At 60.9% G+C, this 12,656-nt stretch carries 11 protein-coding genes; all 11 read right to left on the bottom strand.

Features of this window, described 5'->3' with window-relative positions; genetic code table 11:
- Window positions 1-4: 4 nt before the first annotated feature.
- The 11 genes from J2741_RS12340 to gatD all read right to left on the bottom strand — a co-directional run bounded on the left by J2741_RS12340 (window position 5) and on the right by gatD (window position 12,650).
- On the bottom strand, window positions 5-2,833 hold the full coding sequence (locus tag J2741_RS12340) for a M1 family metallopeptidase (RefSeq protein ID WP_209676018.1): 2,829 nt from the start codon (window positions 2,831-2,833) through the stop codon (window positions 5-7).
- A gap of 89 nt (window positions 2,834-2,922) precedes the next feature.
- A complete protein-coding gene (locus tag J2741_RS12335; protein WP_209676016.1) occupies window positions 2,923-3,696 on the bottom strand; it encodes a hypothetical protein in 774 nt (257 codons plus the stop codon).
- Between the two features lie 6 nt (window positions 3,697-3,702).
- A complete protein-coding gene (locus J2741_RS12330; RefSeq protein WP_209676014.1) occupies window positions 3,703-4,035 on the bottom strand; it encodes a hypothetical protein in 333 nt (110 codons plus the stop codon).
- A gap of 745 nt (window positions 4,036-4,780) precedes the next feature.
- Window positions 4,781-6,520, bottom strand: coding sequence for a DUF2070 family protein (locus tag J2741_RS12325; protein ID WP_209676013.1), 1,740 nt, complete (start codon window positions 6,518-6,520; stop codon window positions 4,781-4,783).
- 127 nt (window positions 6,521-6,647) lie between these two features.
- Window positions 6,648-7,529 (bottom strand): carbohydrate kinase family protein, encoded by an 882-nt coding sequence (locus J2741_RS12320; RefSeq protein WP_209676011.1) that lies wholly within the window; start codon window positions 7,527-7,529, stop codon window positions 6,648-6,650.
- Complete coding sequence (locus J2741_RS12315) at window positions 7,526-7,864, bottom strand: DUF555 domain-containing protein (RefSeq protein WP_209676009.1); 339 nt, start codon at window positions 7,862-7,864, stop codon at window positions 7,526-7,528. Before J2741_RS12315 ends, J2741_RS12320 begins: the two co-directional genes overlap by 4 nt.
- A gap of 17 nt (window positions 7,865-7,881) precedes the next feature.
- Window positions 7,882-8,409 carry a nitroreductase family protein gene (locus J2741_RS12310; RefSeq protein WP_209676385.1) on the bottom strand — a complete coding sequence of 176 codons (528 nt, stop codon included), beginning with the start codon at window positions 8,407-8,409 and terminating at the stop codon, window positions 7,882-7,884.
- Window positions 8,405-8,752 (bottom strand): hypothetical protein, encoded by a 348-nt coding sequence (locus tag J2741_RS12305; protein ID WP_209676007.1) that lies wholly within the window; start codon window positions 8,750-8,752, stop codon window positions 8,405-8,407. The genes J2741_RS12310 and J2741_RS12305 overlap by 5 nt, the downstream gene beginning before the upstream one ends.
- Window positions 8,753-8,829: 77 nt before the next feature.
- Window positions 8,830-9,162: a DUF5350 domain-containing protein gene (locus J2741_RS12300; RefSeq protein WP_209676005.1), complete on the bottom strand. Its 333-nt coding sequence runs from the start codon at window positions 9,160-9,162 to the stop codon at window positions 8,830-8,832.
- A gap of 450 nt (window positions 9,163-9,612) precedes the next feature.
- Window positions 9,613-11,463 carry a Glu-tRNA(Gln) amidotransferase subunit GatE gene (gatE, locus tag J2741_RS12295; RefSeq protein WP_209676382.1) on the bottom strand — a complete coding sequence of 617 codons (1,851 nt, stop codon included), beginning with the start codon at window positions 11,461-11,463 and terminating at the stop codon, window positions 9,613-9,615.
- Window positions 11,457-12,650 (bottom strand): Glu-tRNA(Gln) amidotransferase subunit GatD, encoded by a 1,194-nt coding sequence (gene gatD / locus J2741_RS12290; RefSeq protein ID WP_245249818.1) that lies wholly within the window; start codon window positions 12,648-12,650, stop codon window positions 11,457-11,459. Before gatD ends, gatE begins: the two co-directional genes overlap by 7 nt.
- Window positions 12,651-12,656 lie beyond the last annotated feature (6 nt).

Genomic DNA, 12,656 nt, shown 5'->3' with positions numbered 1-12,656 from the left:
GGAGTTATTTCAGCCCTTGGACCGGCCCGTGCTCCGCCTCATACGCAGCAAGCGCTTTCGGGGAACCCCTGAGAAGCCGACGGGTAGTGTTATACACGCTCGGGGTATGTCCCGGGTCGGTAGAGGCCAGGAGGTCCGCGAGGATCTTTGCCACCGGGGCCAGGTACCCGGGGTCCATCCCGTCAATGGTTGAGAGCGCCTGAAGCGCCATCACCGTGCTGTACTCGTTCACCTTCGCGAGGCGGAGGAGCGATCCGGCCAGGTATTCCCTCCCCTCCGGTGTCTCGAGGGATACCTTCCGGTTCATTGCGAACCTGCCGAACAGCGCCCTCTGGTGATCCGCCTGTTCGAGCCGGAACTCGGGGAGCGCTTCAGCGGCCTTCACGATCTTCACCGCATCGGGGCTCGAGTTCCCTGCAGCCGTCGCAAGGAACACCTCGAACGAGACCGGGCTCGCGGCGGCTTCTTCGCCCGCCCTCTGTAAAAACTCCATCCGGTCCGGGGCCGAACTGTCCAGGTAGAGCCCCATTGCCATGCTCCGGTCGGTCGCACCCGCCGGGTGGTCGTACTGGTCCATGATGATCCGGCGGACCTCCGGGGTGTCAAGGGTGGCGAGCACGGCAAGAGCGACATTCTTTACCTGCCGGTCACGTATACCCCGGATCTGGCGGGAAAGATAGCGATCCCCCGGCGCGGGACGGGAGTATTCCCGGTAGATCTTTTTCATGGGGCCTTCGTACGTCTGCGCAACGGCCCGGATAATCGCCCTCCTCGCATGCCAGAGATCCCGGTAGCGGTGCGACCACCGGGGGTCCTCCACCGAGTCGAAGATTGTGAGGAACAACCCTCCCGCTTTACGCATCAGTTCGTCATCGCTGATCAGTTCGAAGAAGAGGTCGGTGAACCGCCTGTCCGGTAACGCCCCGGGTTCAGACAACATGCGGATCATCTCCTGCTCGGTGATCCGGGAAAATGCGACATACCGGTTCACGAGATCAGGATCCTTCCGTACCTGGAGGTACAGCGCGTCAATCCCGGGATCGTAATCCACGAGGCCGTAGTATGAATACCCCCGGTTCAGCGAGAGGAAGGCTGCCCGGTCGACATCTGGTATCGTCACCCGCGTCGCCCGTCCTTCGATCCGGACCGTGCGTTCCGCGATATCCTTTCCCTCCCTGTCGACGAGAGCGAAACGGAAGGGGAACGAAAATACCGTATCGTCTCCCTGGGAGGACTCCTGGGTGATCTCCATGGAAAATGTGCGGGAGTCCTCGTCATATCCCGGAATGACCGACACCCTCGGAAACCCCGTCTTCTTGAGCCAGGCTTCTGCCATCCCGGCAAACTCCTGCCCCGAAATCTCCTCCATCGCCTCCACCCACTGGGTGCGGGACGCGTTACTGTGCCGGTATCGCCGGTGATACAGGGCGAGTCCCCGGGCAAACTCCTCTTTTCCCATAAGGGTCTCGATCATGCGCACGAACTCAGGCGCCTTGACATAGGTCACACCGGTGATCAGTTCGTTCGGGTCGTTGAACCCGTCCGGCTCGATGGGCATCGCCGCCGCACCCTGGTCCAGGGCGAAGGTTCCGCCTGTCGGTGAGAGAAGGGTCAACACCGTCTGGAGCCGGACGTAGTCTTCTCCGAAGAGGAACGCGTGGTTCTTGAGCTCCATCACTACGGTAACCGCTTCGTTGAGCCATATCTCAAAGGGGCTTTTCCCCGTGACTTCGGAGCCGTTGAGGTTATGGTAGAACTCGTGCACCTTCACCGTGACCATATACTCGAACGACGAATCGGTCATCTGGGGATAGGGCATGATCCTGTTCATGGCGATAGTGGTGTTCCCCACGTTCTCCATGCCCCCGAAATCGGAGTTCTGCATACCTATCTCCCGGTAGACCGCCCCGGTATAGGCATACCCGGGGGTGATGCCTGCCGCCAGGTCCGCGAGTTCCTTCCGGATCCCCGGGAGGTCCCCGGCCTTCCCCGTCCCGTCCTTGCTCCGGTCCCGTTCAGCGCAGAGGTCCCACATCCTCATCCGTGCGGAAAGGTCCCGGTACATCTCCGGCCCGGTGAAGAGGTACACCCATATGATGGCGTCGTTCATCACGTCAAGCGCGTGTCGGGCGACAACCGGATCTGACCCGGGGGGGACGAGAAGTTCGAGGCTGAAGGTGTGCCCGTCAGGGTACTCGCACTCCCGGGAGAAGGTGGCATAGGTCCCCGCACCGACGAAGAACAGGTAGGGGGCCATGGGGGTCAGCATGTTCTCGTAGGTGACCGAATCCCTCCCGTCCCCGCCGCTCTTCCGTGGTCCCGCCTGGTCACCGTTCGAAATAAGAGTGGTATACCGGCGGTCCGCCTCGAGCGTAGTGCGATAGGTGCACTTCGCGGTCATGTCGTCGATGCAGGGCAACAGGCGCTGGAATCCCCACTGCTGGCACTGGGTGATCTGCGTGGGCGGGGCCCCGGGGGGCGTGCGGTCGTAGTAGAGACCTTCAAGTACGTTCCTGCTCGGCCGGCAGGTCGTGACCGTGTGGAGTTCGCATTCCGTGCCGGGTGGAAGAGGCCGGGCGAATTTCAGCCTGAGGATGGCCGAATCGCGGTCGTAGTTATAGGTTACCTCCCCGGAAGACGCCGCCACCTCCTCTATCTCAAGGCCCCTTGCGTTCAGGTCCAGGCTCGCAATCGGCCGGTCCAGGACACGGATCTTCATCCTGGAACCGACCCGGGTGAAGTCATCGTGGATATTGAACACCAGGTCCATGTGAAGGACCTTCACGGTCAGTTCTCCGAAATCGCCGGGATAATATTTGTAGATCCTCTCCATCACATCACGTCGCTCGCAGGAGATGGTCGTGCGGGAAAATAAGTGTTCGGAACCGGGGCAGGGAATGCCCGGACTGGAGTGCGTGACGCCTATGAGTGCATCAGGGGCATCGTTTCTTCATCCCCCGGGGAGGAAGCGTCGCCGGGGAGCACGTCCCAGCCAAGGATATGCCTCAGCCGGGGTGTGACGTCCAGGGGCTTCTTCCCCCGTCCTCTCGGCTGCACCACCAGCGTGAACGCATCTGCGAGCCTGACCCGTTCCCCTCCCTCCTCGCGGCAGATCAGGAACCCCGGGTTGAACCGCTGCAGACCACGGGCACAGGCGGTGAGGATCGCGTCCATGCTCCGAAGGTCGGTCCGTTTCAGGCTCATCATCTGCTCGAAAACCGAGACGTCCACCATGGTACTGGTCATCCAGTCTATCTCGCAGGTATATCCGAACATCCAGGCGATGTGCGAGCTCTTGATGGTCTTTACGAAGTCCTCGACGTTTGACCCGATGTTGCAGGATCCGAACACCACCCCTTCGATCTGGGAATAGTTCGCGGCGCGTTTTACCGCCCGCATAAGGGTCCCGATCTGCATACCCCGGGTGGATTTCATTCCGCCGAACATATGCGGGTACCCGTGCGCCGCCACGTAGAGGAACAGGCGGTCCTCCCTTGTATGGAGGAGGTCGTCCTCGAGTGCCCTCCGGAACCCCGTCTTTTCATAGAAGTTCGAGTAGTAGATGTTGAAGTCTCCCCGGTAATTTTCCATGCCCTCGAAAAAGGAGAGGACCGAGGGGCGCTTTGGTTTTTGTTCGGGAGTCCACCACGGCCCTTCCAGGATGAGGAGGGCCATCGGAGACCTGCTGCTCGGCATCGCGAATCACCTGGCGGGAGGGTGAAACTCCATCACCTGGGCCCGCCTTATGCTCCCGGATATGATCCGCTGGAGGTCGCGGATTGTCAGCACGTAGAGGTTTTCCCTGATCAGGGCGGTAAGGTCCTGTTTCCTGACCGAAGCGAGGGGGGAGAGCCATGCCGTGCCTTCCTTCTCGCCCAGATGGTTCACGACCTCCGCGGGGCGGTCACCGAGCAGCACCGGGAGCTCCTCGGGGGTGATGAAGAATGACGCCCCCCCGATCTCCATCGCCAGGCCTCTTCCGGAGCGCCGTGCGGTCCCTGCACGGGTATAATGAACGGATACCGACTGCCTCATGGTTCCACCTAAAACCTTGCACGATCAATAGATCCTCCCCCCTTGTATAGCTGGCGTCTGACATCATATTTCAGAGATTTTTGAGATCCGAGCGAAATTCTTCGACATAATTTCCATGCCGATCCTCCCTTGGAACCGGATTCGGGACCCCCCTTACAAGGTTTTTTCCCATCGGAATCCCTGCGGCACCCCAATCGGCCGGGGCCGGGCGGGGCGGCGGAATGTCAGCGCTCCCCCTTTTCTGCGCGCCGGATCTTAAAAATACGAATGAATTCGTGAACTTTTTAGGAAAGATTTATAAGGAGTACAGTGCAACAAGAAGATTGAAACCATCATGGTCCAGTGCCGGTATTTGCATAAATGATGCTGATACTCGAATTAATCGAAGGCTGATACTCTCAGCATCACTGATATGCCCTGCCTGGATCATGCTGGTCCTTCTTCAGTTCACGATCCTTTACTCAGGGGTATCGACTCCTCGTTCATCCTGTCGCACCCAACCGAATCCTGCAATGTTCCCATATCCTTCGTATTTCCCACGTGTTACCCCGGGTTCCGGTTACTCATCACCGTGATGCATCATCCGCCCCACATGCAGTATTCCCTTGGTCCTCCCTGTACCCCTCCTGTATATATGACCAGTAAAGGCGACGAGATCCCTCTTACCTCTGTAACGTAGAAAAACGACCTCTCTTCCGCCTTCATGATGCCGATGGCCTGCGAACTCACCCGATCGGTAACGGTTTCAGCCTATGGCAAGGTAGGCAATGAAGGAGAGGAGGAATGCGAGCAGGAGGATCGCCGCGCTGAGTGCGGGAATAAAGACCAGCATCGTGCTTACCGTGCTTGCGAGCTGGGAGATCCTCTGGGACCCGAAGACCACCACCCGTTCTCCCCACGCGGTGCTCCCCCCCGCCTCGGCAGGGGTGAGGTCTGCCAGGGCTTCCCGTACGGCCTGGTCCACGAAGGGGATGATCTTCTCCGCCGGCACGTGCAGGCCGACCGGGTTCTTCCCGGTCACCGTGTTGACCACGTGGGAATCCGTGGTCATCAGCTCGGCTTCGTCGACGAACGTGAGCACCCTGTCCCGGATTACTTCCCGGACGCCCTCGTGCATGTTGTTCCCGTCGAACAGAACGTACGCGGTGGTCTGGTCGTCTACCCGGACGACCAGCGCCTGGATCCCCAGGTCACCGAACCCCTCATCCCGGGTGAACGGAACGGCGACATGTGATATCCCCACCCGGAGAGGATACCGGGGAAGGTGAGGGGTCTCGTCGAAGGCAAGGTTGCAGGCCCGGAAGTATTCGTTCGCCACCAGGCTCGCCGGTGTGACATAGGAGATATCCCCCGTGAGGCAGTTATGGGCGTCGACAAACCCTACGTTGGGGAATGCCCTGTGCCCCTCGGACATGATCGCCATCCCGATGTTGAAGTCGAGGTCCTCGGTCCGCTCGGGAGACCGCGTGCCGACCAGGAGGAGGGTATCCCCGAACACCTGGGCCAGGACCTTCACGGACCCCACCTGGTAGCGTGTCGACAGGCTGCCGGTTCCCGAATAGGTCACGTTACGGGCTGACTCGCGGACGGGTGTGATGAGTTTGATGATCTCGTCTTCGGAGACCAGGTTGAAGTCGTGGGTGGCCGCCCCGTGGCTCACCATCACCATGTCGTCAAAGGCATTCTGGAAAAAGCGGGGCAGGTTCCCCCCGCCGATCTCTCCGATGGGGCCCGGGTGGACATTGGGGACGGTGAAAAGCAGCCCCCGTTTATCCTTTCTCCGGAAAAAGATACTGACCTCCGGTACGAAGACTTCCTCCCCCATTTCGCGGAAGAAGTCTTCCATGGTCTTTGAGCCGTCCGTCAGGTGGGCGATGAAGGTGTTCACGAAGTTCAGCATCCTGATGTTGAACGCCTTCCGGAACGGCCGTTCCATCAGCCAGATGAGGATGATGAAACCTCCCCCGAACACGACGTGGAGTACCAGTGCGAGGAGCACGAACGACGGGGCGAACAGGAACCAGCCCATCGCCACCCCTGCAAGGCTCTGGGTTGCCGCAGGGATGATCATCCGGTGGACCCTGTAGTCGGAGATGGCGACCAGCACGAAGATCCGTATGCCGAATACAAACCCCAGGCCTGCCGCGTAAAAAAGGGGAAGCATCGAGACCGAGAAGACCAGCCCGGAGATGGTGATGATCACCCCGAATACTGTACACGCCGTCGCAAGCAGGGCTGACCGGTTCCATGTCATCTGCTTTCCAAGGAGGTCGATCAGGGGCTTTGTAAGGAGGAAGCCTGCAACTGCGGGCACCGTGAACCCCAGTGTGCCGAGAAACTGGACCTGCTGCCCGAGCCTCAGGCTGGCGCCGTCGATGACAAGCCCGAGAACTACCACGATGAACAGGGACATTGGCCAGGACGGAGCTGAGAAGAGGTATTTTGTCAGCCGCTCGATCCTCTCGTCGCTTGCTTTTACCGCCATGCGATCCCTCCCCGGCCATGAAAGGATCCGGCCTGAAATACTGCCGCCGGGAAGCCCCCGTGCATTTCCGGAGGTAACGAAGCGTTCGTGGGGACTGCCCGGCTCATATGACTACCTATGGATAACGTCAGTAATCAAATCTCCCAAAATAGTTCTCGTATCGTACCTTCATGTCCTCCCAGCGGGGGAGATTGGTCTGGCAGCCGATCTTCTCGACCACGAACGAGGCCGTCACCGTTCCTACCCGGGCGCACTCGACGGGGGGGAGCCCCCTCTGGTATGCCGAGAGGAATCCCGCCCGGTAGGAGTCGCCCGCACCGGTGGGGTCTGCGCAGGTGACCGGGATCGCAGGGACGAAATGCGACTCCCCCTCGTGATGGAGCGTGCTCCCCCGGGAACTCATGGTAAAGAGCGCCATAGGGACCATCCCGATAAGGGCGTCCCGTGAGAGGTCCATGGTCCTGCACATTCCTTCCACCTCGTGCTCGTTCGCAAACAGGAGTGAAGTATGGCGAATGATGGAATACAGGTCGGACGCGGTATAACGGTGCAGGTCCTGTCCCGGGTCGAACGAAGTAAACCCGCTCTTTTCCGCAACCCGCACGTTGAACCCCGGGTCGGCGGTGGCGAGATGGACGAAGGGGAAGGAGGGGGCAGGAGACCCTGCGAACTGCCGTGAGGCGCCCCATTCGAAGAACGTGATCTGGTCCCCTGAGGGGTCGGTGAACATGAACGCGGTCGGGGTGTTCGCACCAGGATCCACGAAGAACTGCTGGCCGATGCCGAGATCTTTCATCCAGCGGTCATACTCGCTCCCCTCGAAATCGGGACCGACCGCGCTCACCAGGGTGCAGGACTCACCCAGGGTCGCGATACCGGCAGCAATATTCGCCGCACCCCCCCCGAAGTACACTTTCCGGTCAAGGATGGTGGTGGAACCGTTGGGCGGCGGAAAAGAGACCACCCGGGAGATATGATCGATCGCGGTATGCCCCACGACCGCGATCATAACTCCTGCACATCCTTGACTTCGAGGGGTACGTCCCGCAACGCCTTCCCGATCACCGATTTTGCAATCCGGGCGGCGTGCTCCTTCGAATCGGCGCGGAAGACCTTCATCTCGAGCGAGAGCCCGATGAGCGCAGTCTTCGCCACGATTATGGCACTGTTCAGTTCACCCTCGCAGAAGGGGCAGGCCAGCATCCCGGCCTCCACCTCCACGTATTTTGCCGAGGGGTTCAGGCGTTTTCCGGCCTCGGAGATGGCGATGCTGATCGCATCCTCCAGGGACTTCGCGTCCTTTATAATCCAGGCCGATTCGAGAGTAACGAGGTAGTCCGGCATCTGCTTCTCCTAACGTTTCACCAGCGGTCCTCATGAATGTGCTCCGCGGGAGACATTCTCCCGGTATGCACCGTGGGCGGGATCCCCTTCCCGACGCAGAGTATCGCGACCGGGCGGACATGCACGGGGAGGCGGAGCAGCTGTTTGACCTCTTCTTCTTCGAACGCTCCCACCCAGCAGGTCACAAGGCCCGCCGCATGAGCGGCGAGCATCATGTAGGTGCAGGCGATAGTGGCGTCCTGTATCGCGTAGAGGATCCCGCGTTCCCCGTACCGGGACATGGAACGGACGTAATTTGCGGTCACCACCAGAAGCGCGGCCGCAGCCCTGACATGCGGCTGTTCCAGGGCCGCGGCGGATAACCGCTCTTTTTGCTGCTCGTCGGTGACCAGCACCACGTCCCAGGCCTGCATGTTCCCCGCGCTCGGTGCGGTGGATGCGCAGTCCATGAGGTACTCGACCTCTTCGGGGGTGAGTTCCTGCCCCGTATAGCTGCGCACCGACGACCTGGTGGAGACGAACCCGAAGAAATCAGAGGAGTTAATGCTGCTCGAGGACGGTCCACGCTTCCTGGGCCGCGGTGGTGACTGCGCTTATCGCTTCTCCCAGCTTGAGGGCGGCATTTCCCAGGTTCATGCTCTCTACATTGCTGATGGCCTCGCTGGTAAGGTCGGCCGCCTTCCGGAACTCACCCCTCCCGGTGCTCTTCTGGGCGAATTCCGTCTCGCTGCGGACGATCTCCATCAGCATCACGAGCATTCGTTTTCCCCCTTCGCGTTCCGGTTCGGGGAACCCTGCGAGTGCCGTCGCAAGCTGGGAGCAGATGATGAGCTCGCTCTTCGCACGCTCTCCGAACTGGTAGCTGGTGATTGCGGTCTTTTTATCCATACTCACACTGGCAACCTGACGGTTAAAAAATACTTCGCGTTGAAGCGGGAAAAAGAGATATTACGGTATTTACCGGTTTAACGGCCGGATTTAGCCTTCGCACCCATCATGGACGCCTTCGAGCGCCGCATGGCACGCCGGACCATGGGGTTTGCGGAGGGGCCGGGTTCTCCTCTGCCCCGTCCGCCGCGGCCTCCGCGTGCACCGCCACGGCCGCCGCGTGAACCGCCTCTGCCGCCACGGCCGCCCTGGTCTCCCATCGACTGCTCGAGTTTACGGAGCGAGGCTCCCGCTTTGAAACGCTGGTTCGGGCCCGGCTTTTTTGTCTCGCCTTCTGCTTTGGGGACCAGTCGGATCTGTCCTTTCACACCCTTGACCTGGGTCCACTGTACTGTTCCTGTTTTACCCATATCGATAACTCCTGAATAAATTGGGGAGGGAGTCTCATAAATGTTCGTATAATTCCCGATTTCTATGGAAAAAAGGCTCTTCCCGGTTCCAGGGCGGGGCTCTATCCGGCACGGTAAAAGACAGCGCCTGGAGGATGTCCCGTGCAGATCCCACGGCATGCCCGGAACTACCGACACGTCACTCATCGGGTGCGAATAACCCTCTGTTCAGGACGGTCCGTAAGGATGAAACGGAAAGGTGACGCCCCGGACATACCCCTGCACCAGCGATCGGAATTGCATATTGTACGCTCCGTGATATAGCACTCGTCTGTCCGGCCGGGAGGGAATTACTCAAGTTTTGTGCCTGGTCCGAAAGCTTTTCTGCTGATTAAATTAATTCCTGCCCCAAAATTTGAATTCCTGCATATTCTCAACGGTAATATTCAGGTGAGGAGGTGAAGGAAATCGTTATTCTTCCTTTAATGCCGCCTGGATCTCCTTCTTTAATACCCCGGCGATCACCTTGCCGTCAGCCGCCCCCCGGAGTTCCTCCATCACCACACCCATGAGGGGTCCGAGCGACGCCATGCCCTTGCTCTTCACGAAATCCTTTCTCTCGTTCACGATTTTCGAAACGATCTCCTCGATATCCGAGGTCGAGACCGAGGGCTTCGACCGGGCTATCGCCTCGTTCACCGGGACCCCCTCAAGTTCGAGCATGAAGACCTGGGGAATTGCTTCCTTGGCGATAGTCCCGTTCTGGGTAGCTTCGAGGACCGGTATGAGAACGGCGGGGTCGAGCAGCCCGGAGGTGTCTTTTCCGGTCTCCTTGCCGACCTCCTTCGCGGTGGCGAAGATAGTGCGGTGGGCGAGGCTGGGCGGGATGCCATGGTCCAGGGCCGCCTGGAAGAGGGGGAGGTACTCCGAATACGCCACCTGCCGGGCGATGCCGGGATCCATCCCGAATTCCGTGACGAACCGTTCGGCCCGGATGGTGAGGAGTTCGGGGACCGTTACCGCATCCCAGTCTTCCGTTCCTATCCTGACGGGAAGCACGTCGGTTTCAGGGTACATGCGGGCCGCTCCCGGAAGCGGGCGCATGTACGCCGTGGAGCCCCCTTCCAGCATCTTCCGGGTCTCCTCCGGAACACCTTCCAGCGCAAGGTTCGCGCGGTATATCACCTGGTCTGCGGCACACACCGCCCGGTCTGCGCCCGCAGCCACGAGGATGATGCATTCATCGCTCGCAGCCCCGAGGTTCCGCCGGAGCGCCTCCACCTCTTCCGCGGTCACCCCATACGCGGGAAGCTCATCGGTGTGGAAGATCCCCCCCACCCCACATTTTTTTGCATAGTCCGAGATCTCGCTGCCGAGCCTTCTTCCCGGCTGGATCTCCCTCCCCACCAGGCCCCCGAACCCGGGAAGCCTGACGGCAAGGATCTTTTTGGCCTTCTTCAGGATGGACGAAGCCGTGCCGGCGAAGACCGTGGTGACGTCGACCGGGACCGGGTCGACCCGGGCCCGACGGGACCGGAGCTCCTCCCTGATCCAGACCAGGTTCTGCTGCCGGTCCACCTCCCTCCTCACCACCTCGGCGATCAGGTCCAGTTCCTGCACCCCCTTGATCTCCACCCTGGCGCCTTCCCGGATGGAGATGTTGACGTCCTGGCGGATCGTGCCCAGGCCGCGCTTGACCCTCCCGGTCGAGCGGAGGACCATGCCCAGGTATTCCGCCACCTGGTAGACTTCCTCGGGGGTGTGCATGCAGGGCGAGGTAGTGATCTCCACCAGGGGGATTCCCAGCCGGTCGAGGGAGAAGATGTCCCCCTCCACCCGCTGGGCCGCTTCCTCCTCGAGACAGATGGTATCGATCGCCCCGCCGTTGGGAAGCGTCCCGTTCATGGCAACCAGCGCGGTGCGCTGGAACCCGCTGGTGTTTGACCCGTCGATGACCAGCTTCCTCATGGTGTGCACCTGCTCGATGGGGGTCATCCCCAGGGTCTTCGCGATAGAGAGGCAGATCCCCAGCGCCTCACGGTTCAGGGGGCCGGGAGGCTCCTCATCGTATTCGACCAGGCAGCAGGTGTCGTAGGCGTAATAGCAGAACCTGCGGAGGACCATCATCTCTTCCTTCGCGGCCCGGTCGATCTCCCCCATCTCGCTCTCAGTCGCCCGGAGGTACCGGGCGAATTCACCCGAGCGCTCGTCGAACTTCCGGAGTACGGTGGGGCACCCGCAGAACAATTTCTCCCGGGAATTCAGCTGCTGGTGGATCTCGATCCCGGCCTTCAGGCCGACGGACTCATAGTCGGTCACGATACCGACCTCCCGGACAGTTCTCCCCGCAAATCCTTCTGCATCAGGGCCCCGGCGCGCTCCCGGTCGCGCTCGTTCGCAAGCACCCACATCATCTTGACCAGGGCCGTTTCGGGGAGCATATCCTCTCCCTCGATGACCCCGGCCTTCAGCAGGTCCCGCCCGGTATCGTAGACCCGGTCGCAGACCCGCCCGAAGAGGCACTGGGTGGTCATGACCACCGTCGTCCCCCCGTCGATCAGATCGCGGAGTCCCTGGATCAGCCCGGTGCTCGTGTGTCCGAGACCGGTGCCGGCGATCACCAGTCCCTCCATCCCGGAAAATGCTTCCAGGACTCCGGCGGGCATCCCGGGATAGAAATACAGCAGCCCGCAGCGCGGTTCCAGCGCATCGAGGAGGACAGGCTCCGTATCACAGCGGCGGACCGCGTCCTCTGCGAGGGTGATCCCGAGCGAGGGATACTCCACCCGGCCGATCGGGGGGAGCCCCAGGCTCCTGAACGCGTCCCTCCGGGAGGAGTGCATCTTCCTGACCCTCGTGCCCCGGTGTATGACACAGAAGTCGTCGCTGGAACTCTCGTGCATCACTACCGCGACCTCTCCGAGCGGGCTCACCGCGGCGCTCGCGCTGCACAGGGCGTTCATCACGTTATCGCTGCTCGGCCGGTCCGCCGACCGCTGCGACCCTACGAAGATCACGGGGACAGGGGTGTCCAGCATGAACGACAGGGCTGCGGCGCTATATGCCATGGTATCGGTCCCGTGGGTGACGATCACGCCTTTCGCTCCGCCACGGATCTCCTCGTACACCGAGCGGGCGAGCTCCTGCCAGATCTGCGGGGTCATGTTCTCCGAAAGGATGGTATAGAGTACGCGGGTGGAGAAGTTCCCGATCTTCTCCAGACCGGGAATCGCCCTGAGGATATCGTCGGCATCGAACTGGCTGGTCACGGCACCGGTACGGTAGTCGATCCTGCTCGCGATCGTCCCCCCGGTGGAAACGATGGAGAGCGGGGGAAGCGACGGGTCCTGGGCCACTGCAGGCCCCTTTACAGGGGCGGCCGGAAGGTGTTCCACCAGGGTACAGGCCGGGAACGGGACGCCCATGTTGTACCCGCTGTCGAGTTTTATCACCGCCATACCATCCCGTTCGGTGATGTAGGTCCCTGCGAGTGACTTTCCCGCGAACATGCACCG

The sequence above is a fragment of the Methanolinea mesophila genome (genome assembly GCF_017873855.1).
GTDB classification, from domain to species: domain Archaea; phylum Halobacteriota; class Methanomicrobia; order Methanomicrobiales; family Methanospirillaceae; genus Methanolinea_B; species Methanolinea_B mesophila.
Note: the sequence above shows the minus strand (reverse complement) of the source record. Positions and strands in the feature narration are given on the sequence as shown.

What these genes read in the sequence shown, in the direction of transcription:
- J2741_RS12340 (WP_209676018.1), bottom strand. Translation starts at nt 2,833, where the DNA reads ATGGAGAGGATCTACAAATATTATCCCGGCGATTTCGGAGAACTGACC.
- J2741_RS12335 (WP_209676016.1), bottom strand. Translation starts at nt 3,696, where the DNA reads ATGCCGAGCAGCAGGTCTCCGATGGCCCTCCTCATCCTGGAAGGGCCG.
- J2741_RS12330 (WP_209676014.1), bottom strand. Translation starts at nt 4,035, where the DNA reads ATGAGGCAGTCGGTATCCGTTCATTATACCCGTGCAGGGACCGCACGG.
- J2741_RS12325 (WP_209676013.1), bottom strand. Translation starts at nt 6,520, where the DNA reads ATGGCGGTAAAAGCAAGCGACGAGAGGATCGAGCGGCTGACAAAATAC.
- J2741_RS12320 (WP_209676011.1), bottom strand. Translation starts at nt 7,529, where the DNA reads ATGATCGCGGTCGTGGGGCATACCGCGATCGATCATATCTCCCGGGTG.
- J2741_RS12315 (WP_209676009.1), bottom strand. Translation starts at nt 7,864, where the DNA reads ATGCCGGACTACCTCGTTACTCTCGAATCGGCCTGGATTATAAAGGAC.
- J2741_RS12305 (WP_209676007.1), bottom strand. Translation starts at nt 8,752, where the DNA reads ATGGATAAAAAGACCGCAATCACCAGCTACCAGTTCGGAGAGCGTGCG.
- J2741_RS12300 (WP_209676005.1), bottom strand. Translation starts at nt 9,162, where the DNA reads ATGGGTAAAACAGGAACAGTACAGTGGACCCAGGTCAAGGGTGTGAAA.
- gatD (WP_245249818.1), bottom strand. Translation starts at nt 12,650, where the DNA reads ATGTTCGCGGGAAAGTCACTCGCAGGGACCTACATCACCGAACGGGAT.